The sequence below is a fragment of the Xanthomonas melonis genome, from assembly GCF_020783655.1.
In the GTDB taxonomy this organism is placed as follows: Bacteria; Pseudomonadota; Gammaproteobacteria; order Xanthomonadales; family Xanthomonadaceae; genus Xanthomonas; species Xanthomonas melonis.
The window spans coordinates 1-24,799 of sequence record NZ_JAJGQH010000014.1 but is presented as its reverse complement, the minus strand read 5'-3'; the positions used below and the strand labels follow the sequence as shown (position 1 = coordinate 24,799).

At 62.1% G+C, this 24,799-nt stretch carries 17 protein-coding genes, 1 tRNA gene and 1 pseudogene; 15 read left to right on the top strand and 4 right to left on the bottom strand.

The window, feature by feature from the left end; translation table 11 throughout:
* The first annotated feature begins 16 nt into the window (after positions 1-16).
* The 11 genes and pseudogenes from LL964_RS14555 (at position 17) to LL964_RS14505 (ending at position 9,517) form a co-directional block, all read left to right on the top strand.
* Positions 17-1,033 (top strand): LysR family transcriptional regulator, encoded by a 1,017-nt coding sequence (locus LL964_RS14555; protein WP_104587850.1) that lies wholly within the window; start codon positions 17-19, stop codon positions 1,031-1,033.
* A gap of 329 nt (positions 1,034-1,362) precedes the next feature.
* Positions 1,363-1,452: transfer RNA gene (locus LL964_RS14550), tRNA-Ser, on the top strand.
* Positions 1,453-2,118: 666 nt separating this feature from the next.
* On the top strand, positions 2,119-2,367 hold the full coding sequence (locus LL964_RS14545; protein ID WP_228329466.1) for a LexA family protein: 249 nt from the start codon (positions 2,119-2,121) through the stop codon (positions 2,365-2,367).
* Positions 2,331-2,597, top strand: a complete 267-nt coding sequence (locus LL964_RS14540) for a S24 family peptidase (protein WP_244181107.1) — start codon at positions 2,331-2,333, stop codon at positions 2,595-2,597. The genes LL964_RS14545 and LL964_RS14540 overlap by 37 nt, the downstream gene beginning before the upstream one ends.
* Positions 2,597-2,850, top strand: a pseudogene (locus tag LL964_RS14535) (Y-family DNA polymerase); the annotation flags it as partial. The gene LL964_RS14540 and the pseudogene LL964_RS14535, both read left to right, overlap by 1 nt.
* An 883-nt stretch (positions 2,851-3,733) precedes the next feature.
* Complete coding sequence (locus LL964_RS14530) at positions 3,734-3,895, top strand: CopG family transcriptional regulator (RefSeq protein WP_146092386.1); 162 nt, start codon at positions 3,734-3,736, stop codon at positions 3,893-3,895.
* The gene (locus tag LL964_RS14525) at positions 3,892-5,397 is read left to right on the top strand and encodes a DNA cytosine methyltransferase (protein WP_104587848.1); all 1,506 of its coding nucleotides are present in this window, start codon (positions 3,892-3,894) and stop codon (positions 5,395-5,397) included. The genes LL964_RS14530 and LL964_RS14525 overlap by 4 nt, the downstream gene beginning before the upstream one ends.
* Entirely contained in the window at positions 5,363-7,042 is a 1,680-nt protein-coding gene (locus tag LL964_RS14520; RefSeq protein ID WP_104587847.1) for an McrB family protein, read from the top strand. The genes LL964_RS14525 and LL964_RS14520 overlap by 35 nt, the downstream gene beginning before the upstream one ends.
* Positions 7,043-7,045: 3 nt before the next feature.
* Positions 7,046-8,704, top strand: coding sequence for a DUF2357 domain-containing protein (locus LL964_RS14515; protein WP_104587846.1), 1,659 nt, complete (start codon positions 7,046-7,048; stop codon positions 8,702-8,704).
* Positions 8,704-9,189 (top strand): very short patch repair endonuclease, encoded by a 486-nt coding sequence (locus LL964_RS14510; protein ID WP_104587845.1) that lies wholly within the window; start codon positions 8,704-8,706, stop codon positions 9,187-9,189. The genes LL964_RS14515 and LL964_RS14510 overlap by 1 nt, the downstream gene beginning before the upstream one ends.
* Positions 9,167-9,517, top strand: a complete 351-nt coding sequence (locus tag LL964_RS14505) for a hypothetical protein (RefSeq protein ID WP_146092385.1) — start codon at positions 9,167-9,169, stop codon at positions 9,515-9,517. The genes LL964_RS14510 and LL964_RS14505 overlap by 23 nt, the downstream gene beginning before the upstream one ends.
* A gap of 333 nt (positions 9,518-9,850) precedes the next feature.
* Here LL964_RS14505 and LL964_RS14500 read toward each other — a convergent pair whose 3' ends face one another.
* The 4 genes from LL964_RS14500 to LL964_RS14485 are packed head-to-tail and all read right to left on the bottom strand — an operon-like array spanning position 9,851 to position 18,417.
* Entirely contained in the window at positions 9,851-11,476 is a 1,626-nt protein-coding gene (locus tag LL964_RS14500; protein WP_104587843.1) for an NERD domain-containing protein, read from the bottom strand.
* Positions 11,476-13,305: a DUF1998 domain-containing protein gene (gene drmB, locus LL964_RS14495; RefSeq protein ID WP_104587842.1), complete on the bottom strand. Its 1,830-nt coding sequence runs from the start codon at positions 13,303-13,305 to the stop codon at positions 11,476-11,478. The genes LL964_RS14500 and drmB overlap by 1 nt, the downstream gene beginning before the upstream one ends.
* Positions 13,292-16,375 carry a helicase-related protein gene (locus LL964_RS14490; protein WP_104587841.1) on the bottom strand — a complete coding sequence of 1,028 codons (3,084 nt, stop codon included), beginning with the start codon at positions 16,373-16,375 and terminating at the stop codon, positions 13,292-13,294. Before LL964_RS14490 ends, drmB begins: the two co-directional genes overlap by 14 nt.
* Positions 16,375-18,417 carry a UvrD-helicase domain-containing protein gene (locus LL964_RS14485; protein WP_104587840.1) on the bottom strand — a complete coding sequence of 681 codons (2,043 nt, stop codon included), beginning with the start codon at positions 18,415-18,417 and terminating at the stop codon, positions 16,375-16,377. The genes LL964_RS14490 and LL964_RS14485 overlap by 1 nt, the downstream gene beginning before the upstream one ends.
* A 184-nt stretch (positions 18,418-18,601) precedes the next feature.
* Here LL964_RS14485 and LL964_RS14480 point away from each other — a divergent pair, with 184 nt between their 5' ends.
* The 4 genes from LL964_RS14480 to LL964_RS14465 all read left to right on the top strand — a co-directional run bounded on the left by LL964_RS14480 (position 18,602) and on the right by LL964_RS14465 (position 24,538).
* On the top strand, positions 18,602-18,826 hold the full coding sequence (locus tag LL964_RS14480) for a helix-turn-helix transcriptional regulator (RefSeq protein WP_104587839.1): 225 nt from the start codon (positions 18,602-18,604) through the stop codon (positions 18,824-18,826).
* 326 nt (positions 18,827-19,152) lie between these two features.
* Positions 19,153-19,794, top strand: coding sequence for a DUF1629 domain-containing protein (locus tag LL964_RS14475; protein ID WP_104587838.1), 642 nt, complete (start codon positions 19,153-19,155; stop codon positions 19,792-19,794).
* A gap of 36 nt (positions 19,795-19,830) precedes the next feature.
* Complete coding sequence (locus tag LL964_RS14470) at positions 19,831-23,850, top strand: ribonuclease E domain-containing protein (RefSeq protein WP_208621457.1); 4,020 nt, start codon at positions 19,831-19,833, stop codon at positions 23,848-23,850.
* 40 nt (positions 23,851-23,890) lie between these two features.
* On the top strand, positions 23,891-24,538 hold the full coding sequence (locus tag LL964_RS14465) for a hypothetical protein (RefSeq protein ID WP_104587971.1): 648 nt from the start codon (positions 23,891-23,893) through the stop codon (positions 24,536-24,538).
* Positions 24,539-24,799: the final 261 nt, after the last annotated feature.

The window sequence follows — 24,799 nt, the reverse complement described above, 5'->3', positions numbered from 1 at the left end:
ACGTATCGTTCCATCCATGGATGCAAGTGCCATGCACGACCTGAATGACCTGTACTACTTCGCGATGGTGGTGGACCACGGCGGCTTCGCCGCCGCCGAGCGCGCGCTCGGTATTCCCAAGTCGCGTCTGAGCCGCCGCATCAGTCAGCTCGAAACCGACCTGGGCGTGCGCCTGCTGCAACGTTCCACCCGACGCTTCGCGGTGACCGATGTCGGCACCAGTGTGCATCGCCACGCGCAGACCATGCTGGCCGAGGCCCAGGCTGCCCGGGAGGTGGTCGACCGCCTCAGCGCCGAGCCGCGCGGTCTGGTGCGTGTCAGCGTTCCGGTTTCGCTCGCACAGATCCAGTTGCCCAAGCTGCTGCCCGAATTCCTGGCCAAGTATCCCAAGGTGCGGCTGCAGCTCAACATCAGCAACCGACGCGTCGACGTCATCAACGAAGGCTATGACATCGCGCTGCGTGTGCGTTCGCGCCTGGACGACGATGGCAGCCTGGTGATGCGCAGCTTCGGCCAGGTGCAGGAGCTGCTGGTCGCAAGCCCCAGCTATCTGGATCGCGCCGGTCGCCCCAAGGACCCCAGCGAACTGGCCAACCACACCACCATGAGCTCCAGCGAAGACGAGGCACATCAGCGTTGGGAACTGCATGGCCCCAACGGCGAAATGCGTCGTGTGGACCTGCAGCCGCGTCTGGCCGGGTTCGATTTCCCGTTGCTGCAGTCGATGGCACGCGACGGTTTCGGCATCACCATGCTGCCCGAAACCGTCTGCGCCCAGGCGGTACTCCGCGGCGAACTGGAAGTGGTGCTGCCGCATTGGTCGCTGCCGCAGGGCATTTGCCACGCGGTGTTCGCCTCACGCCGCGGCCTGCTGCCGGCGGTGCGGGTGTTCATCGACTTCCTGGCCGAGCGTCTGCCGCAGGAAATCCAGCGCTCGCGCCTGGACTGCGGCGGCAACTGCGCCGAACTGGCAGAAAAGCTCAAGCGCGCGGCCGGCACCGCGCCGCGGCTGGTGGTGGCCGAGGCGGGCTGAGCGCCACATCGGCTCGCCGGACTGGCTGACACGCCACTAGCCAACGGCGGCCAACCCGCGTCGACCGCCCGGCCGCATGCGCGCGCGGTGGCGATGGCTGTGGCCCGCCAGCGCCGCATGCGGTTGCCGCCGTCATCGACGTCGTAGCACGCCGCGCCAGTGGAAGGCGCCACACAACCAAGCAAAGCGCGTCCAGGCATGCGAGAATGCGCGCCCGGCCACCGTCCGGGACTGGTGGCTGCACACAGAGGTCCAGTCGGGCGCCACCCGCGCAATGCGGGCCGCCAGCGCGACAGCCGAGACCTTCGGCGGTCGCGTGCAGCAGCATCGGAGAGATGGCCGAGCGGTTTAAGGCACCGGTCTTGAAAACCGGCGAAGGGTCAAACCTTCCGTGGGTTCGAATCCCACTCTCTCCGCCACATGTTTTGTAATGGCAAGGCTCTTCGGGTCATGTCGATCTCGTTTCTACCAAATAATCCACCATAGGGATCGCGGTGGCGGATCAGCGGGCTGTCCGGGAGTTGATGCGAGCGAATGTGATGCGAAATTAGTAGGGCTTGTGAAGGTTTGGGAGCCTGGTTCGGACTTGATGCTCCCAAACACACCCAATGCAAGCTGGGTTGCTGCCTTCTCGCAGCATCCCAGACTAGTGAGCGCCTTGGGAGGAAGGTCCTTGCTCAGGACCGGCGGGAGCGGAGGGCGAGCAGCCAACCAGCGTTCGATGAAGCGACGTGCCAGCCGAGCTGAGCGGACACCCCCGCGATGGCGGATGCCGCGCCGACTCACCCAGAACTGGCCGCCTTCCTCGACTGTGGCCACGATGTTTCCCTCCCACAGCAAGACAAAACTGCTCCTGTAGCGCTGCCAAGCGTAACGAGGCCGGATCTTCGGCCCTTGGAAGCCTTCGCCGCGTTTGTGATTTCCGCTTTGGTTCCATCTCTGTCCAACGATTGCTGGCTCGATCGCACTGAAGTGAGCGGCTCGTCTGCCTGTTCAGCAGCGACCTCACTCGTCAGGTGTACATTTGTACACCTCCTGGGTTCAGCTGTCTCTGGGCTGAGACGTGTCCAAGCGCGAGTTCGCACATGCAAGACCTGCCCATCTCCCGTACCCACGCCCGCTACCTGGGGCCTGTCGCCACTGATCCGCCTGTCGTTGGACTTCCCATCGGCGCAGTGAAGATCCAGCTTGGATTTTCGTCACCCGCCGAGGACTTCCAGGACGATGAGATCGACCTCAACCGGGTGCTGGTCCGCAATCCGCCTGCGACCTTCCTGTGTCCTCCGAGGGCTGGAGCATGCTGCACGCTGGCATTTGCGACGGCGACATCCTGATCATTGATCGCTCGGTGCGACCGCTGGATGGGGACATCGTCATTGCGACCTGGGAGGGCAACCAGCCGACCTGCAAGGTGCTCAAGGTCGCGGCCGACCACGTCGAACTGCATAGCCCGAATCCGCACTGTCCGCCGATCGTGCTGACATCGGGAACGGAAGTAGAAGTGCTTGCCGTGACCGGCGTGGCACGCCAGATCACTCGGGGTCATGGTCGAGCAGGGCGCTGATGTTCGCGTTGATCGACGGCAACAACTTCTACGCCAGTTGTGAGCGCGTGTTCCAGTCGGAACTGCGCAACAAGCCGCTGATCGTGTTGAGCAACAACGATGGTTGCGCTATTTCCCGCTCCAAGAGGCCAAGGCGCTGGGCATCACCATGGGTCACCCCATCCACAAGGTGCCACTTGGTGTGCGCCGCAAGCTGGCTATTCGTTCTGCCAACTTCGGTCTCCACGGCAATATTAGTGCGCGCAGTGGCCTGGAGCGGTGTGAGACGGTGGTGGCTGCCGACCAGTAGTTCGATGCTGAAATTCTTGGTGTGTCCGTCAAATGCGCACAGCATCCACAACAGGGTCTGGGAGAGCATCAGCACCTCCGAGCCCTTTGTGCGTTTGCGTGACTGGCGCAGGGTGTTGGCGATGCCAGCAGGCCATCGCTGCCATCGCTCAGCTACGCTCAATGCGACATTTTCAAGCAGCTCTGCCTCGGCAAGAAGTCGGGCAGGATGGTCGGCATGAAGCCATGCCCGCTCCAGAATCCCCTGGATCTCAACGTCTGAGATCACCGCCATGGATTCTTCTCCCTCCAGAAATTCCTTGAGCTCACCATGCGGCAGCCCGCCTTCGCCCACATCGCTGGCAATAAGCACAACATTGAGGCCTGTCGGAGACTTATCACTGTAGAACCGGAGAAGCGCGACATCCGCGGTTTTTTTCATGTTGTGGAGCTTAGGGGACTCCTCGGGAGAGCTGACCTGTAAACCAGGGCACCAGTTCTTCTCCTGCCTCAGAATCCTGCGTTAAGCACTCTAGTCTGAGGAAGGCCGCGCCCGGCCAAAAGACAGCCTGATTGGATAGACAGAAGCTGCTTCTTCTTCGCCTTCCTGCTCCGTTACCTCCTCAGCCTTCTGATCCTGCTGCCTGATCCTGCTGCTCTGCAGACTTCTTCTCGGCTTTTTTGAAAGTCCTCGTACGACTGGGCCAGAGGCACATGAACTCCAAGCACCAATAGATCCGAATTGGTATCCGTGGTGTAAGTGTATGCAATGTGGTGCAAAATGGCACCATTCCCTTCCCATCACCGGTCCTAAGCCCATGGCCCGACCATCTATTGCTCCGGATCGTAAGACTGTCAGGACGTCCGTCATGCTGGCTGAGGAAGTACACCTTCAGATCCAGGCGCTGGCCGATACCAACCAGGTCTCCTCTGCCTGGGTCATCCGGATGGCGGTTCAGCGCTTTCTGGACGAATTTCAAGGGCAGCTTGAGCTGCCCCTTCGCATCTCGCGACAAGGATCTGATTCATGAGTAACGACGTCATCCTCCGCAAGCTGGAGCGCCTGCGTTCGGGCGCAAAGCCGCGCGTGCTTGACCTGTTTGCAGGCTGTGGCGGCATTTCCTTGGGCTTTGAGGCCGCCGGCTTTGAGGTGCGGGCATCGGTTGAATTTGACCCCGACGCAGCGCGTTCTCATGGGCTCAACTTCCATGCCGGCGCCGCTGCGCACAGTCAGGCAATCGACATCACCGAGACCACGCCGGAGGACCTGTGCGATCGCATGGGCCTGGGCGGTACTTCGGATGCTTTCGATGTCGTGGTCGGCGGCCCGCCCTGCCAGGCATTTGCGCGCGTTGGCCGCTCCAAGCTTCGTGAGATCGAGGAGCATCCGGAGGCATTTATTCACGATCCCCGAGCGCAGCTCTACAAGAAATATCTGGAGTACGTCGACACGTTCCAGCCACTTGCTGTGCTGATGGAGAACGTTCCCGATATCCTCAACCATGGCGGCCAGAACATCGCAGAGGAGACCTGCGAGGTGCTGGCAGCCAAGGGCTACGTCTGCGGCTATACCCTGCTCAACGCGGCTTTCTATGGCGTGCCTCAGATGCGTGAACGTATGTTCCTCATCGCCTACAGAAAGGAGCTTGGGGTCAGCGTGTCCTTTCCTGCGCCGACCAACTGGCTGGTGCTTCCGCCGGGCTACGAGGGCTCGCGTTCGGTCGCACTCAAGACCCTGCGCACCTTGGCTGGTCAGGCCCACTCATATGTCACCCCGCCTGCAGCCACGATGGATCTTCCGCCGGCAGTGACCGCTGAGGATGCGCTGGCAGATCTCCCGCGGATCGATGCAAGGCAGCTGGTGGCTACCGGCAAGCTCTCGCGTGGTGCGCGCCGTTTCGACACGGCGGCCGGCTATGGCCGCAAGAAGCCTTCGGCTTATGCCTCGCTCATGCGTTCGTGGCCGGGGCACGAAGGTGCCAGCGATGGCCCCAACGATCATGTGATCCGCTATCTTCCTCGTGACTACGAGCTGTTTGCACGTATGAACGAGGGCGATCAGTACCCCCAGGCCTACGCCCACGCGGTAGAAATGTTCCAGGAAAAGCTGACTGCCGTGCGTAACAGCGGGCAGAAGATCCCTGAGGGTTCGGCTAGGTACAAAGCCCTTTGGGACTCGATCGTTCCGCCTTACGACGCCAGCAAGTTCCCAAACAAATGGCGCAAAATCTGGCGCAAACAGCCTGCGCGCACGCTGATGGCCCATCTGGGCAAAGACAGCTACAGCCACATTCATTACGACAGCAGCCAGGCAAGAACAATCTCGGTCCGCGAGGCAGCCCGCCTGCAGTCCTTCCCTGACGGTTTCCGTTTTAGCGGGACCATGAATCCGGCATTCAAGCAGATCGGCAATGCGGTTCCCCCGCTGATGGCCAGAGCGCTGGCTTCTCACATGCTCAAAACCATCAGGCAGAACGCCACGGAAAAGGAAACAACAGATGAGTCTCATCGAACGGCAGAAGCAGTTTCTTGAAGCAGCGCAACAGCATTTCGGGACTTCAAAGGCTGTTAGGCCGCGCGAGCTGTTCGGTGTATCTAACAGCGCAAAGATCATTGAAGGTGGCATCCAGCTTGGCGTCGTGAACCTGGAGAACGTCAAGGACGACGTTGAGGCTCTGATCCTTGGCTGCGTGCTCAGGTTTCCGCCGGAGGATGAGGTCTACTTTGCTGTCCTGATCCGCAAGGACAAAGCCAGTTTTCTGACCCGGCTCGCCGAGATGAAGCGACTTGGCGCTACCGGTGGTCAGAACGAGGAAGCAGCAGCCGATTTCTCTCTTGAGGCAGCTTCCGGAAGCGACGATAACGAGCCTGCGGAGGCCGGCATCAAATACAGTTCTAAGAACAACTTGGTGCCCATTTATCTTGCCGCCGATGGCCGGCTGTGGCTGCGCAACGCCAAATTCTGGAGCAGCCTGAACATCGATATGTCATCTTTCGGGCCGGCGACCGAGCCCGATGAGGTCGTTGTCGCGCTTCACCCGCCTACCGCCTCCGCAAGGCGCAGTCTTCTGGCGCGGGAGTTCATTGGCTGGCTCGGGAGCTTGGTCGGAAACGAGAAGATCCACGAGTTGACGGTCTGGTCTGACGTTGCCTCGCTCAGCCCTGAAATGAGGCGCATGCCCTCAGCCATTCCGGTGGCACAACTTGAGGCCGACGTCGCTGCGCTCGGGGGGCACTACCCGGGCGGTGAGGTCAGGCGCTTCCATGCCGCGCTGAACTTCCTGGAGCACAAGCACTTCGTCATTCTGTCCGGACTCTCAGGAACCGGCAAAACTCAGCTTGCCCTGAAATACGCCCGCGCTGTCCATGGCCTGACCTCTGATAAAGATGCAGACCCTCTGTTGTTTGTGTGTCCGGTGCGTCCGGAGTGGACGGATCCGGCAGGCCTGACCGGCTATCACGATGTCCTGACTAACCGGTACGTGGTCCCCACCTTCCTCGAAGCGGTACTGGTGGCTACCGCACATCGCCAGTCGCCGGTGTTCGTCATTCTGGATGAGATGAATCTTGCACGTGTGGAGTACTACTTCTCCGACATGCTCTCTGCGATCGAAACTGGCGGAGCGCTGCAGCTACACTCCAACAGCGTGCCCCTTGAAGGAACCACAGGCTCCTCGGTCCGCGCAGAGATTCCCCTTCCTTCGAACCTGTACATCATCGGCACGATTAATATCGATGAGACGACCAACCCGGTCAGTGACAAGGTGCTGGATCGCGCCACGGTGATCGACATGTCAGCAGTGGACGCGGCGGGCTTTCTCACCTCGTTAGCCTCCCGCAGTACTGAACTACGCGCGGCTTGCGATGCTTCCAGGGACAAGCTGCTGGAGTTCCATGGGCTGATGCAGCAGCATGGCCAGGGCTTTGGATACCGGGTACTGGAGGAATTCATCCGTTACCACGCTTTTGACGCTCTGCACCTGAAGAGTCAGGCAGACCAGATCACGGACGACCTTCTTGTACAGAAGATCCTGGTGAAACTGCGTGGCTCCGAGCGTCAGCGACCGCTGCTCACCTCACTGGAGAAAGCGGGACAGGGCCTTCCACGCACCCTCAGCTACATCAGCAGGCTGAAGGAAGATCTGGACGAGTTCGGCTCTTTCCAGGCCATGCGCTGAAGCATGACTTCGCTCCACATCCATAGCGAAGGTGGCGACCAGAGCTGGCAGGTCTGGCCCGCACGCGACAACATCCCGCCTGGATATATCCATGAGGCTGCCTCCTACTTCTTCGAGCTGCGCGACAGCGATCAGGCCCCTGAGACTGATCTGCTGATCGACGATGTCCCGGCAGAGGCACTGCGCTCCAAAAAAGCGGACAGAGCGCGCTGGCGATGGACGCCAGGTTTCCATGCCGGCGTAGTCCAGATTGCGTTGAAGCTTCCTGGCTCAGGCACTCAACGTTTTGAGATCACCACCGACCCTGACCTGCGCAAGCTCACGCGCGATGACTTCGACGCCATGGTGCGCGAAGTGCTCGAAGACACCTTCTCGCTTTTTTCCTTAAGTGCTTTTCGCAAAGGCATCGCGCGCCAACCCGGCACCCGTCCCCCGCCCTTGGCACGGCTTGAATTCCTGCACTCACGTGCAGAAGCGATCATCGAGGCGGTCGATGCGATCGGGCGCTTCCCGCGTAACTTTCTGCAGTCCGAGCAGGTCACATTGCCATTTCATCGTGCAAGCCGCCTGACCGGCCCTGAGATCATCAGGTCTTTCCGGAAAGGCGTAGTGTTGCAGGAGACCCGCACTCCATCGCGGTTGCCAAAAGCGCTGGGCGGACGCCTGCCAGCGCAGATCACGACCCGACGCCGCAGCAATAGCGCCGACATTGCCGAGCATCGTCAGATCAGGGCATGCCTGGAAGCCTGGGCTGCATGGCTTAGCAGCATCGCCGATACGCTGGAGGGCCTTGCGCGTAAGGATGACCCGGAGATGGTCAGCACTTCAGGGAGCTGGTCAGTTCGCTCACGACGCATCGCGCGCAAACTTTCCGCCACAGCTCGCGGCGGGTTTCTGGCAGACGTCGGCAGCTCGCCCGCCACCCTGAAGATGTCGCCTCTGTTCAGAGGCGATCCATCCTACAGCCGCTTATACCGGCTCTGGCAGGACATGAACCTCGGTCTGGCAGCACTGTTCGGGGATTTCCTGCAGATGCCTCTGGCCAGAACCTACGAGCTGTACGAACTCTGGTGCTTTCTGCGCCTGCTTCGTGCAGCGATCGAGGAGTATGGCCAGGAAGGAGCAGACCTCAGCGGACTGTTCACCACCGATGCTACCGGCGGGCTGACCTTGTCCTCAGGCTCGGTCACTGTGCCTGTGAGCCCTGACAGGCTCATCAGCTTCCAGAGGCGCTATCGGGAGTACTGGTCTGAGCCCAGCGGTGAAGGCAGCTTCAGCAGAACTATGGTGCCTGACGTGGTCTTTACCGGCACCGGATTCAACGCAGCAAAGAAGCAGATTATCGTGCTGGATGCTAAATACCGGATAAACGATGGCCTCAACGAGGCGCTCAACTCGATCCACACCTACCGTGACGCGCTTGTAACGCAGGCTGAGAACGAGCAAGTATCGGGCTTGGTAACTGCCGCCTATTTGCTAACGCCCCATGTCCCTGTGATAGGAGAGGACTTCGAAAAGACAGCGGTTCCCGGCCGGCTTTTTCATCCTCAATATCGGGAGAAGTTCCGGTTCGGAGCCATCACGCTGCGACCGGGAATGACCAGCCAGGAACTTCGAAGCGCATTGAGGACGATCGTGGCCGACGCTGGCACAAGCATCTAATGGTGGACGTCCTTACGCCGGCTCAGCGCCGGCTCAATATGAGTCGGATCCGCGGGCGTGATACCAGACCAGAGATGATCATCAGGCGTGGTCTCCATGCGCTCGGTTTCCGCTACCGACTGCAGGACCGTACGCTCCCGGGCCGGCCTGACCTAGTATTTCCACGCTATCGCGCAGTGATCTTCGTCAACGGCTGCTTCTGGCACGGGCATGACTGCCCTCTCTTCCGGCTGCCGGCAACACGCCAGAATTTCTGGGAAACGAAGATCTCGGCCAACCGGATGCGCGACGAGCGGGCTACGAAGAACCTATCAGAGCAAGGATGGCGGGTGGCTACTGTCTGGGAATGCAGTTTGAAGGGGGCATCAAAACTCGACCGGAACCAGGTCATCGGGCTATGCCGCGCATTCCTGCTCAATGACGAAACTGGCCAGGCCAACATACAGGGAACAGATCGCAGAGATGAACAACCAGCAGCCACTTGAGATGCCGGCGTTTGACGTAAGCCGGATTGATGACGATCAGCTGCTCGGACTGCGAGCTGTGATCGACACAGAAGCAAGAAGACGTGGTGTCAGCTTCAACGTGGGCGAGATTGGCGAAAAGCTTGTCATACAGCTCTTCAACAGTCGTCCTGACCTACCGGTTCTCCTAGTCGCGCAGCGTGGCACCAAAAGCATCGATGCGCTGCCGCGAGCCGGCAACCGCTATTCCATCAAGACGCTCCAGCGGGCAAAGAAGACCGGGACGATCTACCCGGACCCAAAGGTCCTGATAAGCAGCTTTTCGAGTTCCTCCTCATTGTTCTTATGAATGAAAATCTCGAGCTGGAACGAGTGATCGAACTGGACTGGACGCAGTTCTGCGCCGTCAGAAAGTGGGATATCACGATGAGGGCTTGGTACGTTGCTTGCTCAAAGCGCGCGCTTGAACATGGCCGCCAGATCTATCCAAAAACGTGAACAACTCCTGCTTGAATTCAGGGGTAAGCCGCCGGGTGCTCATACATTTCCTGTGCTCAACTCCTACCCGGTCGTGCTTGCTGCGCGGGGCGGGAGTCCAAACTCTTAACCCAAGCGTCCTTGGAAGCGGTGTAGAGCTCCGGTGTATCGGCACGATCCCAAAGAAAATCAGAAGCAACGTTTGCTAAACGCGCTGCGCTTCCGTCCTTAGCCAGTCCAGCACCTCTGCGGGCCCTAAGGCCGTGAGGTGGACTCGCGCCCTCGACAGCGCGACGTAGGCAAGCTCAGGGATATCTGAAAGCTCTCGCGTGGCGAGCACGATCACAAAGCGTCGTTCGAGGCCCTTGAAGTCGGTAATCGTCGAGAGCGTCAGGCCGGCATGGATCTGGTCGCGGAGAGGGGTGGCTAGCGCGGTCAGAGGCGCGCCTTCGGGGCTTAGCAGGGCAATATCCTCTGGCAACACGCTTTCGACGTTGATCAGTCGGCGCACTTCGCCAAGCGCGGTCCGCTCGATCTGACCGTCGTTGCAGGGCAGCCACTGCACCTCGGCTCCAACAGGGCCGTCTGCGATCAGGCCCGGGCCACGATAGAAACGCTGCGTGGCGTCGTGAATGTTCTGGGTGTTGCGCAGATTTCGGCTTAGGCGGATCGGAAGAAGCGTGTAGGCGTCGAAGTGGCTGCGCAGTTCGCCGTAGAGCCGCTGATTGCTATCGAAGTAGGCGCGCAGAGTGGCCCCGTCGCTCCGGCTCGCCAGTGCATCGATGGCCACCCATGTGCTCGGGGGGAAGTCCTGCGCTTCGTCCACCACCACCGCGTCGTAGGCGAGATCGGGCTTAGCGGCAAGACTGTCGAAGACGATCTCAGGCAGCTGCTCGGGGCGCGGTGTGGCCCGGTCTGTCAGGATCCCAGTCTCGGCGCCAAAGCGCCTAGCCAGCTCCGCAAAGGTCGACACATCAACCCCGCTCTCGCGTAGCACCAGCCGGATGTGCTCAGCGAGCTTTGCGGAGCCGCAGGTGAGGAGAGTGCGCTGCCCGGCTGCGCTGAGGCGACGTGCATCTTCACAGGCGAGCACGGTCTTCCCAGTGCCGGCGCCTCCCGAGATGGCCACTCGCCGCAGGTCCTCGAAAGCGTTGAGGATATGGAACTGCTGCGGCGTAAGATTTTCGATCGCCTCATCGTCATCCGCACTTGAATATGCGAGGGGCGAGTGGAGCTGGATGGGGCGGGCAAGTAGCTGTTCGAGCACGCGCATGCCATGCGGCCCGAGGGCGTCATCGTTTCCGCCCGATAGACGCTGGGCGACCCAGTCGGTGAGTTGATCAAGTTCGGGGCGAGTTGCGAACAGCTCCCTCGGCTTGTCGGGACCCATGTGCTGCGGCACCGCCTGGACGTCCGGAAAGATAACGCCATGGCGGAAACGGATGATGCCGCGTGGCCAGCCCCGTTCGGCCTGCGCCTTTCGTAGCAGCGTGTGCTTGCTCTTCGACGCCTGTTCGACTGGGTTTTTAATGGTGTGGTTGATGCCGTAGCGATCGCGGCTGGTCCAGCGATCCAGAGCGGGGTCATAGCTGATCGCGCCACCCTTTACCTCGATGAAGAGCACGCCGTGGTCGGGGTGCGCGACGACGAAGTCAGATTCTCCATCGATCTCGGCGCCCGAAGCGGTCTCGCCGAGCCAGGGGCGCGAGTAGAAAACCGTCCATCCGACTCCGAGCTGCGCCGCCAGCGCATCGAACACCTTTGTTTCTGCCGCTCGGCGCGACTCGGCCCGGATTGCAGAAGGGAGCAGCCGTGGCCACATCGTCGCCATCAGCGTTGTCCTTCGATAAGCGAACGAAAGAAACCGAGCGAGGAATCGGCAGGGGAGCCGACCAGGAGCGCACGGTCGAGGAACTGGTTAAAGGCTTCGCAGGAGGTCTCAGGTGAGAGCACACAGGCATGGCAGGCAGCAAGCGACATGCCGGCGTCGCCTGCGAGAAGATCTTCGATACAGAGGGGATCGGACGAGCACCACGCCTGGGCCTGAATAGCGGCCTGGATCGTGCGCTCTATCCGCTCGGGCATCCCCTCGCGCTGCAACCCGCCCAGCGTGCCGTCATCATCGGTCGTCGCCGTATAGATCAGTAGGCCCGCCATTGGCGCATCGCCGTGATCGACATAGAGCCGCTCACGGAGGGCGGTTGAGGAATACCCACAGTCGAGCGTGAGCTGGCGCATCAGCGCGTGGGCAAGGGTATGCACCAGAACGCGCCGTGGGGTGATAGAGCGAGGTGGCTCCTCCTCCCCGAAGCGCTGCTTCCAGTCAGCCTGATAGCGCTCGTCGAGCGTGCGAATGCGCTCGACGACGCCGGCCTGCGTTTCCCAGCGCGCAAGGGCATCTGCACTGAGTTCCAGGTAGATGCCTTCGCCACGCACTTCGATAGCAGGTAGCCATCCAAGGCCGCACACCGAAAGCTGCGCGTAGTTGGGCGAGTCAGGGTCGCCCGGCGGATGGATGCGGGTGAAGCCTTTCAAGGCGCTAACTTCGCGGAGGCGAACCACGCGCACCAAGTGGGAGAACCACTGCGAGAGCGCGGCCGGCACGGCGTGGGGCCGCATCTCGAACTCGCGATCCGGTCCATGGTCGGCGACGCCGCTGGTGAACTGGCGGTGCTCCTCGCCACGCAGGTTATCTATATCAATCTGCTCATGGGATGTCATGCGGCGGTTTAGGAGATCAGCGAACCCCTCGGGCGTCAGCCCGAGCTCCGCCAGCACCGGTTTCAGCTCGTTCTTGGCGAGAATGCGGACGTATGTCGCGCGCTCGTCGGGATCTTCGACATTCATGAACTGATCCCACATCACACCTAGCGCTTCCTGGATCTGATCCGACCACGGCGGGATGCTCAGCGCAGACTCGATCACCGGGAAGTAGAGATTGGATGCGCCGCGCTGGACGGCGCGCGCCTTGTGCTCGCAGGTCTCGTCCCCGCCCGCGAGCCAAGGCCTGCGTCCACGGCAATTGGGGAAGGTCTCCCAGGTTTCCTCGGAAAATACCCGGTCCATCGAGCGGCTGGCATGGCAGCTCGGGCAGCTCAGGATCAGGCCCGCTAGACCCGCACGCTCGGACACGAGGCTCAGGAAGGTGCGCTTCTGGCAACCTTCCTTGTGGCGCACCCAAGAGTGCCACGGGAATTCGTCGAGGTGCCCTGCCTCGCAGGCCATCACGAATCGCACCGGCACGACCCACACTTTGCGCCGTCCGGGCATGCGTTGGGTGCACTTCGCGCAGTAGAGCCCTGGCTGACCCGCCTCGTCCGACCATGCACGCGACTCGGCGAGGCGGCTGCACTGAGGGCATTGCAGCCAGTTTGGGAAGCGCACAGCCACGAGGGCCTTGCTATCCGGCCGGTTGAACTCCTCGGCCGACACCGGCGGAAGACGGAAACCCTGCACGCCAAGCTTCTTTTGGAGCCGCGCCTCCTGCACCGTCTGCTCGTTTCGCATGCCGGCCGGCGGGAAGTTCCGGTCCCACTCTTCAAGGCCGCCTGCGACGGCCGAGATCGGCGCATCGCCCGCTCGAAAGTCGATCACCGCCCCGGGCCCAAAGAGAGACGCTGCCGCGCTGCGGCGCAGATCGCCAAGCTTATTGCGTGACATCGTTGTTCCTCAGGCCGGGGACCAGACGGTAGGGTGTAGCGGGTTCTACTCCGCGCATGGAGTTCGGAGTGGCCCAAGCGTGGCCTTCGGCGCGGCCGGTGGCCCGTCGCGCCGCCGCCTCCTCGGCGCTTTGCATCAGGGGCATCGCGCGCGAGCCCTTTTTCTTCCAGTAGATTTCGGGCGCGCGGCGGATCCACGTATCGAGGCGGCGGTGCAGCTCATCGCGCACGCCCCCTTCGTCGGCGTCGATTCTGCCCGCGCGCGCCACGATGAGATCAATCAGCTGGCGGGCGCGGGCAATGCTTCCGTCCGACCACGTGGGCGCCTCGAGCATCTCGGGGATCAGGTGGCGCACTACTGCCACTAGGACCGCGTGGAGCGCCCGGTCGCGCGCGCGCGAGGCAAACGGCGTGGCGCTCGTGGCCTCAACGAAGCGATAGAGCATCGAGTGCCAAGTGCTGAATGTCTCGTAGTGCGAGCGGTCGCGCGGCTTGGCGTTGTTAAGGAGCGCCACCACGAGTCCTTCGACCTTGCCGCGGCCCACGCGGCTCGTGGCCTGGATGTATTCGGCCATCGTTTTCGGCTGGCCGTTCACCAGCATGAGGCCGAGACGGGGGATGTCGACGCCCACACTCACCATGTTGGTGGCGAGCACGACATCCACAGCGCCGGGCTGATCCACGCGCACAGCGAGCTTGTCGAGCATGTCGCGGATCTCAGCCTGCGTGCGCCGAGACGTGAGCTCCTCGATCTCCGACAGCTGTCGCGGCGCCACGCCTGCGCGCGTCGCGAGCAGGGCGAGCGTGTCTGATACGTCGTCTTGCATGAGCACGAGCGCGCCGCCCAGCTCGCGCAGCGAGTTGAAGTAGGCGAGGAGCGTCCAGTAAGGGTCGCGCTCCTCTGGGCTCAGGGCGTGAAGCGCGCCGTGCATGAGCGAGGCGGAAACTGCTTGCAGGGTGAATTTGGCGGAACGGCCTGCCGTAGTGAGACCGATGTAGCGTCTGCCCGCCAGCGCGGAGTCCTGCACGGCGAAGCCCGAATCCTCGGCATCGAGGCCTGGCGGCGGGAACTGGCAGGTGCCGCGGTCGAAGAGCGCGCGCACTTGCTCGCCCGCGCGGCGGATCGTGGCCGTCGAGCCCACGATCTTGGGCGGGCGGCCGTTGTCGGAGAGGATGATGTCGACGGCCGTCTCGTAAAGACCGGTGAGCGTGCCGAGGGGGCCTGCGATCAGGTGGAGCTCGTCTTGGAGGATCAACTGCGGCTGCATGGGCGTGCCTACACCGAAAAGCGCACGCGAGGCGGGGTTTCGGACGATCTGCGCGAACTTGTCGACCGTGCCCAGCAGCATCGTTGGCCGCTGCTGATAGACGTCTTCGTCTACCGTAAACACCGGGATCGGAGCCTTGGAGAGCGCGCATCCAGCCGTGCGGCATTCGACAACAACCGGGTCGGTATCGCGCGGCTGGACATAATCCAGATCAGCGTTGCAGCACGGGCACTTGGTGAGCTGACGCGCCTGGGGCTTGAACGCATCGCCCTTGTTGTCGAATGCGATTTTTCGCGAGTTCGGCGTTGCGTCCCCGCCGACCCAAAGACCGAGCGAGAAGGGCGTCTTTCCCAGCGCCAGCTTTTGTCCAGAGCTGACTGTGCCCCTCCGGATTGCCTCGCATGCGCAGATCGTGGCCGCAGCGCGGATGAACTGCTGCGTGGTGAGGAGGCGCAGGGTGTAACGCATGATGCAGGCAACGCCATCGCCGTCTTCGGGCCGCGCGCCAACAAGGCGACGATGGAAGGCCACCATGGCCACGAGGCCCAGATAGGCTTCTGTCTTTCCGCCGCCGGTTGGGAACCAGAGGAGATCCATCACGCCCCGATCAGGGTGCTGGGGATCGAGCGTGGATTCCATCGACAGTAGGAGGAAGCCAAGCTGAAAGGGTCGCCAGACGAGCGAAGAGCCGCCCCAGACCCGCTGCGTCTCCATTGCAAGATTGGCGAGCCGAAACGCTTCCGCCATCGCGCCGTCGGCCGCCAGCCGATCAACGCCGCGGCGCATCCGTCCAAGCACATGCGCGATTTCATCGAGATGCGCGTTGGCGGTGTCCATAAGGGGTGCTGGAATGTCTTCCAGATTCGCACGCTGATCGTCCTGCCACGCGCCATAAGCGTCGCAAAGTGCGCCGAGGTGGCCCACCAGCTCGTCGTCGGTGCTCTGCGCCAAGGTGGCAGCTGCCAGCGAGCCCGACCTAGTAAGGCTCGCGAAGTGGCGTGAGCCGTCTGGGCTCACCGCTGTGGCGGTGCCCTGAGGTATCCATGCCGTGCGCACCGCGTCAATCTCGCGACCTTCGGTGCCCGCGTCCCACTCGGCCGAGCAGGTGTGGCCTGTGGCGTATTCGCGCGAGCGCCGGAAGAGGAGGGCATTGGAACGGTCATCAGCGTCGATCGCTGCCTTTCGGCTTGGACGCGTGATGAGTCGGGACCCTTCGGCGGCGCGAATAGTGAAGCGGGTCTGAAACAGAGTGGCGACCTCGATCGCTTCGCGACTGCGCTCGGGCCGCGAGCCATTGACGAGCGTGATGGTGGCCAGCACGCCGGCATCGAACGAAAGGACCCGCACATTCAGGCGAACGCCAGCGATGCCGACAGCCGCCAGCGGGATGTCATCGCTGCCTGGGCTCAGCTCGATCTCGATTGGCGACAGCGCGATGTCGACCCGTTCCCACCTGTCCTTCTCTTCCGAATGCGGCTGATAGCGGCCACAACCGATCTCCACAATCACGCGCGGCGCAGCTTCGCCTGCGGAGGTGCAGGCGAACGAGATGCCAGCTGTCGAGGGGCGGCGCATCTGGGCGGCGGGAGGCTGTGAGGACTCGTCGCTCTCCTCATTGGTATCGCCGTCGCCACCCGCTACGGCAAGACGATCGTCCTGTTCGGGAGGTATCGCCAAGTTCTGGGGCCACAGGATGCCGGTGAGGTAGACATCCGACGGCTTGGCGTCGACGGTTTCGTCGGGCGCAAGGGGGCCGATGAGATCGACCGCGAGGCGGTCAATGAGTGCGTCGCGTGCTGACATCAGCGGGATTTCGGCTTGGAGTGAGAGAACGAAGTCAGAAGCGGCGCATAGAGAAAGCCGCTCGACTTCCACGGTTCGAGCATGGTTTCGAGGTGAGGGCTATCGGGCGCAACGACCATCGTGCGCAGACCGATAGACCGGCCGTATGCAAGCCAAGTGATCGACTTGTTGAGACGCCAGGCAATCTTTTCGATGTCGCCGCGAAAACGATCGCTCAGCCCGCCCAACCGCTGCTCTCCATCGTTGATGGTGAACTGCCAGCCTAGGGTCGACTCGGCGCGCAACATCAGGCGCAGGCGGCGGGGCTGGCTCGCCCACGCCTCCTGAGCGACGCGGGCATCTTCCTGCCGGGCGAAGAAGGTGCGCCCGACGAGTCCTGACGGCTCGATGTCGTGCGGACGCCCCACTTCGACCTCAATCGAGATGCCAGTGCGACGCCACACGCGGCCATTCATCTTGTTTCCGCCGGGGCCGCCCGTGGTGCCCACCAGCAGGCGATCGCGCGGTCGGGTAGCGCCGACGAACATGATCCGCGACTCTTCGCCCGTCTCGTCGGCGGCCGCTGTCTCTTGCAGGTAGAGGTAGACAGTCGGCGCTTCGCGCCCCTTGCTGGCGTGGATGGTGCCGAGGATCGGCCCGGCGGTGCCGAACTCGGGCGTGCAAAACTGCATGGGCGGGTTGGTGCGGGCCAGCACCTTTCGCAGCGAGTGGAGATCAACGACATGGACGGAGTCTCCGGCCACTTCTACGCAGCGGCTCCATGCTTCGGCGCAGTCGAAGGGCGCCTGGATGTCGCGCGCGTGCCAGCGCTTCTCGAAGCTGTCGCGGGTAATCCGCCGCTGGGTGTAGTCCCAGAGCAACTGGGCAACCCAGCCGCGCACGCAGACTGGCATGCCGGACAAACGCAGACGGTGCGGCAAAAGTCCGGCGCGGCTCGAGGCGATCAGAACGTCCAAGCGGTTGCGCATGAGGACGAGCGCATCGTGTGGCAGCGCATCGAGTTTGAGCTTCGCGACCTCACCTGCATCTGCATGGGCCAGACGCCGGATCTCGCTCTTGACGTGCTTCTCGAGGTTTGCCTTGCGGCCAGACAGAAGGTCACGGCGCAGTTTGGTGAAGATGGCAAGGAGGTTCGGGTCCGAAGTGCGATGCACTTCGGTCAGCTGCATCTGGCGAAAGCCGCGCGCTGTTAGCGCGTCGAGCAGATTCGTGCCATTGGAGTCGTCCTCGCCTTCGGCGAACGCGTAGATCGCTTGGGCGCGGTCGGCGAAGACAGTGATCCCGCTCTCGGGGCTGAGACCGTCCACCATCGCAAGGATAAGATCCGCGCGAGGGCCGACGATGTCTTGTGCCTCGTCAACGATCAGGTGCTCGATGCGCGCCAGATCATCGCGCACATCCTGATCCTTTCGAAGGAGTTGCAGGGCAACGTTGATGTTGTCCTCGTAGCTACCCGTAAGGCGTGCTTCCTTCATGAAACCGGAGTGCACGGCCCACGCGAAGGCATCGAGAGTGATGACGCGAACGCTCGCGGCGTCGCCGGGCTCCTCCAATGTCCGCGCAATGCGACTTCGGATTTCGACAACCGCCGTGCGGGTAAAGCTCACGAGGCAGATACGGGAAGCTGGGATGCCGCTATTGACCATCGCCGCGACACGCGCACAGGCCGCATGCGTCTTGCCGGTACCAGGGCCGGCGTCAACGATCAGGCGGGCAGCCGGCGGCTCGGCGACCGGGTCGTCCTGCCAAGTCGGTGCGCCCTCGCCAAGGTCCTCGGTCTCAGGCGGTAGGGGGGGCGGAGGCTCGGCGCGCACCGGAACTTCCCGCTTGAACATCTCTTCGGCGTCGGCCGACAGCTGTGGCGGGCGTAGCGGGGGGCCAGACATGGCCGCACCGATCTCGATGGAGTTGCCGTTCAGCAGCCAGAGCTGCTTACGATAAGTGATCGCCGGCTTCCCGTCGAGTTCTCTCAGTGGCCTTTGGATTGTGGCTACGACCCTGCCGTTCTCGCGAACGCGAACCTCTACTTCTTCCCCTGACACGCATCCGCTCCCTAGTCGCGTCAGCCAAGCGTAGCTGGTCGGAGACGCCCAACTCAAGTCGGGAACCACCTAGCGCGCCAACGCGCACTGGCGGTGGCAGCTGTACCTGGCGTGGATCGACGCTGGTCCCGGCTTGCGCTAGACCGGGGGGGGAGACGGGTCTCATACAAGCAGGGTAATCAGCATGAGCAGCAGTAAGCAGTGCGGGCCCCATGCCCAACGCTCGACTCAAGTTCGGGCGAGGATCGGCATTGGCAGGGCAACTGTGTATGCGTGGATGGACGGGGCCTCCCCGTATCACGACCCGGAATTCCTGAAGCCGATTTGCCCCGGTCGCAACATCGGCTTCATCGAGTGGGAAGTGAACCAGTACATCGCCGAGTTCATGGTGAAGCGTGCAAAACCATGATTTTTCTAGAGATCAACGAGGGCTTTGCAGGCTGGCTCGCTGAATTGGTCAGTGGAGCTTGGCTTTTCGGAGCCCTGTGGCCACTTGCGCGTAGATTGCATTGACATCGAAGCCCATGGTCGGTCCGTGGAAGAGTGAAATCTATGCGTAGTTACCGAGGGTATGCCGTGGTGTAGGAACTCGCCTCAGTGATGAGTTTGCACAAGAACGCTCTGACGGTGCACCAGAAGTGCGGCTGAGGCAGCCGCTTGAGCGCGCGCTTTGGCGTGAGACGGTAGACTCTGCTCGACTGAGGTAAGAACCATACCCAAGTGGCCGGGAAACGCATGGAAACAACGACGACCAATCAGCCCAAGAAAGGGGAGTTCTTCCACCTGCAGCCGGACGTTCGGCGCGGGGGAAAAGGCCATGGGGTTGTTTTTGAGAACCGAGACGTTCTCCTCACTCCGCCAAGGCTAATTCTGAAGCCCAAGGACGGCGGATTTCCCGCCTTGCGCGAGATCCCACGCCTTGTCTACCAGCCCGGTGAAGGCGTGCTTCCCGAAGACCTGGAAGGGGGATTCAGTGGTTACTGGCTGGTGTCAGAGCGCCTACGTCGAGTGATGGAGGCGGTAGATCCTCGGGCGTTCGCGTTTGCCGAGACTGACTATCGCTTGGCCGATGGCTCGAAGGGGCCAAACGTCTACCTGTGCGATGTGGTCCGCACCGTGGACGCGTTGGATGAAGATGCCTCTCACTTAGATATTAAGGTGAGTGACGAATACGAAGACGGTAAATATTACAGCCTGGCGGGGGGCTCTCGGCTGGCCTTCAAACGCGACGTGCTGGGGTCGGCGCACGTGTTCAGGCTACCGTTTCACGGCGGCGTCTTTTGTGACCGGGTGTTCAAGGATGCTGTGAAAGCAGCCGGGATAGGCACTCAAGGGCAATCGGATGGCCTGTGGTTCTACGATGTAGTCAACCGATAAGGCGATGCACAAGGTCGCAAGGAAGGAGCCCGATCCGTGCCGAACTACCGAACGCTTTTTCAGGACCACCACAGTATTGAACAGCAGACGCTGAAGAACAGCGAGTTGCTTGATGAGCTTCAACGGGCGGGGAAGTTTGATATCCACGCACCGCAAAACCGACTGTTCCTTCCGGCCAATCCCGCGTTTGCTCAAATGATGGGCATCACGCCACACAGCGGCGGCCCTCTTAGCGCATACCAGTATGGGCTGCTTGATCGCCTTGAAGATATTTATGCGTCTCGAGATGGACGAGCCATGTTGGAGGGCGACCCAGCGGCAATGGACCGCGTTGTTCAGCGCGTCGAGCAACTACGCGATACCGTCAAAGTAGGCCTAATCAACAGCGACTTGAACACCAATACACCTGTTGGTTTAACCCCTGCGCAGACCAGCCAGAGGGTTAAAGAATTTTTCCGCGACATCCAGGCATATCAGCAGACTCATGCTCAACAGATTGATGCCCTAAAAAGCTTCACGGGGGTGGATCACGGCTGGGGAGCTGTGGCGCATTCGGAGTCGCGCATCGTCACTACGCTCAACCAGATCCATGTCGGCAACATCGCCATCGTTCGAGGCGGGGACATCGAACTTCAGCGCCATGGGTTGTCGCTCGCCATCGCCAATGCCCATCATGACGGGCGCGTGGTTTTTTCAGAACAGGGCATCCTCAAGGTCGAGCAGGTTCTGGGCGAAGAAGCGGGCGGACCTCTGCGAGTTCCCCGTGGGCAAAGGGGTGCCGCGTCCATGGAAGTGTTGCTGGGCAACGCATCCGCCAGCACCTTGGTGCGCTCGGGTGGCTTGCTAGCCACTGGCGCCGATGCGGTGCTGACTGCGCGCAACTCGGCAGAGCTGCTGGAGCAAGGCAATGCCACGGCCGCGCAATCGGAAGTTCAGCACGCCATTGCCCGCAACGCGGGCGGCTGGGCCGGCGGTGCGTCCACGGCAGCGGTGCTGGGCGGCAGTGGCTTCGTGCCCGCGGCGCTGGTGGTCGGCGATGCGCTGTTGATGAGCAAGGCGTTCGACAAAGGCGCCGACTTGCTCGACAACCGCGCCATCTACCACCAAACCGACAAGGCCGGTGTGGAGTGGCAATTCAATGGTCGCAACTGGCAGCGCGAAGCGGCCATCGACTTTGCCCAGGATGGCGGCCGCACATCGGGCGAGCAGCCCGTGGTTGCGAGCTACGAAAAATCCCAGGAACTGGGTGCGTTGGCCAACGCCAAGGCAGTGGAGTTGGCGCTGGGCAAGGCTCCACCACCACAGGACCCGTTCAACCTCCCTGCAAGAGCCAGCGACCAAGTTGGACTAGACAACCAGAACTGGCATCGCAATCCGGAAAGCCAGGCATGGGAGCGCCAAGTCAAAACCGCAGTATCCGGTGCCAACGACCGGGGCAGCTACGAACACCAAACCGCTTCCCCGGAACGCGCACGACAGCTCAATCAAGAAGCCCTTAGCCGCATCGAAAGCAACATCGCCACCGGACGCGAAGCCATCGCCGCCGCATACTTGGAAAACCATGCCGCGCAACGTGCCCAGGCTTACGGGGTCGAAGTGCCTGCGGCCGTCCAAGCCGCCCAAGCCAAGCCTGGAGCGGTGCTCGGTTCAGACGCTCAGCTCTACCAGCGAAACGAGTCTGGGCAGTGGGCCGGCAAGAATGGCGTCGCCAGTGGCAACCTGGCGATGGAGCTGGAACTGACCGACCAACTGCGGCAGCCCTCAATCGAGCGCGCCCAGGAAGCCTTGGCAGCGATCCAGGCACTTCCCCCACCCACGGCTGCGCAGATGGAGCACAACGAACTGCTGCATCGTTACCGGGCCGCCGGCGTTGATTTGAACGTCAGCCCGCAAGCCCAGCAGGCCGTGGAGCTGGCCTCGCAGCGGACCATGGCGGCCAGCGGCATCACCGGGCCGACCATGCAGCAGTTGCAGCGCAATGAGTCGGGGCAATACGGCTACGACAGCCCCATTGCGCACCTCCAGCGCGGCAGTGATGGGGTCACTCGTGTGGTGGCTGTCACTAGCAGCGAGGATATCCGGCAGGCATTGAGCGAGGCGCAAGGCAATCGACCAGATTCGCCAAGCGTTGGGCGCGCGGCCGAGGCAACGGCAGATGCGGACACCTCGACCTCCGAGTCGTCCAATCCGCAGCAAGTGCTGGATATCCAGGCACGCATGCAATCCTCTGTCGCGGCGCAGGCGCAGCAAGAACGCGCACAGCAAGATCGCCTCGTGCAAGAGCAACACGCTGCGCAGGTGCGCGAGCACCTCCAGCAGGCACAGCCTGAGCACGAAGACAGGTCACAAAGCGAACAAGTGGTCCAGGCGCACGCGGTGTTGGAAGGTCAACGCCAAGCCGAGCAGCAACGCGAACAGGAAGAACACGAGCAACAGGAGCGCCAAGCACAGGCCAGCCAGCAGCGCGAACTGCAGGAGCGTGAGGAAAGGGATGTCGAGCAACGTCAGGCGCAAGAGCGCCAAGCCGACAACCAGCATCGGGAGCAGCAAGACCGCCAGGCTCAAGAAGCCAGGCAGGTTGAGGCCCAGGAAGATCAGGCTCGGCAAGCACAGGATCAACAGCAAGTTCAAGGACTCGAACAGCAGCAGGCCCAGCCTCAGGAATCCTCGCCGCAACCGGACCCTCAACCGCACGCTCAAGATGCCGCGCTGGCTCAACAAACGCCGTGGCCCGGGTTGCAGCAGAAGGAGACGCGTCAGCAGTCTGAAGTCCAGAACCAACAGGCAGGCGAACAGCTGGTTCACAACCCACCTGACCCACCAAAGCAGACGACGGGCCTGGGTGACGCGCAGCCGCATCAAGCACAAAAAGCAGAGCGCGCGCCGGAAAGGCAGGCATTGGAGAGTCGCGATGCTGCGCACCTCCAAGTGTCTCCCTCTGGGGGCCGGGAACGCAGCGACCAACCTGTGCAAAGCGTGCAGGCCGATACGGTGTCCCCGGCGCTGTCTCGCCATGTGCAAACGCAGCCGGCGGAGATGGAGCAAGCGTCGGTCCGTCAGCAAGAGGTGGCGCGTGAGCAGGAAGCAGCGCCGGTTCAGACCATGGCCCCAACAGTGCCTGCGACAGCAGAACCGTTGATTGCATCGCTTTCCACAGCGTCTGCCACGCCTGAGCGAGAAGCCGAACAGCCCCGTCCCTCAGACGCCTTGCTCGCTGATCATGGTGTGCCGGTGCTGCCCCCAGAACACTTCGCGCAAGCGCGTGAGCAGTCATTGGCAAGCAGTGCCGCCACTCACGTGTCTGTCGGGTCTGCTGACGCAGAAGACCAACGAACGCAATCAACCCCGGCGCAGGACCGCAGTGCCGTAGACCCGGGCGGCGCCCTGTTCCTGGAAGAGACCATGCGCTCGCTGCGTCAACTGCAACAGGAGATTGAGGCGGCGGATCGGGAAGACGAACGCTTCCACAAGCAATGGAGGGAGTATCGCGAGCGTGGAGAACCCTATCCCTTCGCTCGCGACGACACCCGAAGCGTGGACGGCACAAGCCTCGACGAGTTCCCGCAGCGCGAGCAAGCGCGTCGCTCTCCCAGTGAAGCGGCAGAGCAAACCGATGCTTACCCACCTCTAGCTCAGCGCTTCGCCGGTCCAGGGGCAGGGGATGCGCCAAACGATGCGTCGCAGACTCAGCGAAAATCCATCACCGGCGACCCGGACATCGACGAAGTGCTCTACGCGCTCGACAGCAAAAACGAGCTGGCGATCGAGCAGGCCCTGAACCGGGTGGCCAACAGCGCAGCAACGCAGGCGCTGATCAAAACAGGCAACGAGTTCCTGGAGGAACAGGCCCAGCAGGAGGCCCAGGAGCTCGCCGCCTCACGCCAAGCACTGGGGATGGATGTCTCAGCAGAGGTCAACACCAGCCGTGGGTCGGTGATGGTGCTGACGCTGCCGGAGTTCGCCAAGGGGCCGATGCAGAGCGGTCCCCAAGGGGACGGAGGCGGAGACGGTGGCGGGGGAGGAGGAGGCGGTGGTGGTGGTGGAGGCGGTGGTTAGTCAAAATCGCTTCCGTGACCAGCCAAGCTCAGGAGACCTCATGGACAGGCAAGACGCCGCAATGGCGAGAATGATGGCCACGTTGAATGCATCGAACGCCTCGTTACAGGAGACGGTCAAGGTGCTGACGACCCTGGTGGCATCCATGCAGCAGCGCGAACAACGGCTGCGGGAGGTGGTCACCGAGCAACTCCAGGTGCTCCAGAACGCGGTGGGCAGCGCCGACTCCAAGATCAATCGCGTGCTGGAGAACGCACTGCCGAGGCTGACGCAGCTGACCAATCAGGCGTTGACGCAGACGCTGGAACCGGCAGCCCAACGATTCAACAAAGAAATGGCCACTGCCGACGAGACATTGCAGCACGCCACGCGGCGTTACATGCAAGCGCAGCAGACGTTGGAGACTCGGAGCACCCGGCGCATGTGGATCGCCTCGGCCACGATGCTGGTGGCGGGCGTGCTGGGATTGGGGGCGATGGCTTACTCGGTGGACATCGTCAAGGAGAAGCGTCACGAGCTCGCACAGCTGCGCACCTCGATCGACTATTGGGAACGGGTCGCTCAAGCGGACCTGGCACCCTGTGGAGAGGAGCGACTCTGCGCCACGTTCGAGAAAAACGGGCCGCGTTACGGCAAGCAACGGCAATACAGAGCTATCAACCTGCGCACAACATCGGCTACGCGGTAATGCGTGCCGATGCCGATAGAGGCGCGTCATCTCGCCAAATTAAGAGTGCGCCAGCTTCATTCCCGCTGATCACATGGCGCAGCCCGGCGCGTTTCTTCTAAACAAAAATATTTGAAACCCTTAATACCTACATGAGCGCTAGGAGATGCCTGGCCTTGCGTAGGAGCGGTCCGCACTGATCCGTTTGTTAGCGCCGATGTAAAACTGACCCACAGCGCCGAAGTAAAAGTGACCCACCTGGGCCACGATGGTGGCCTTTTG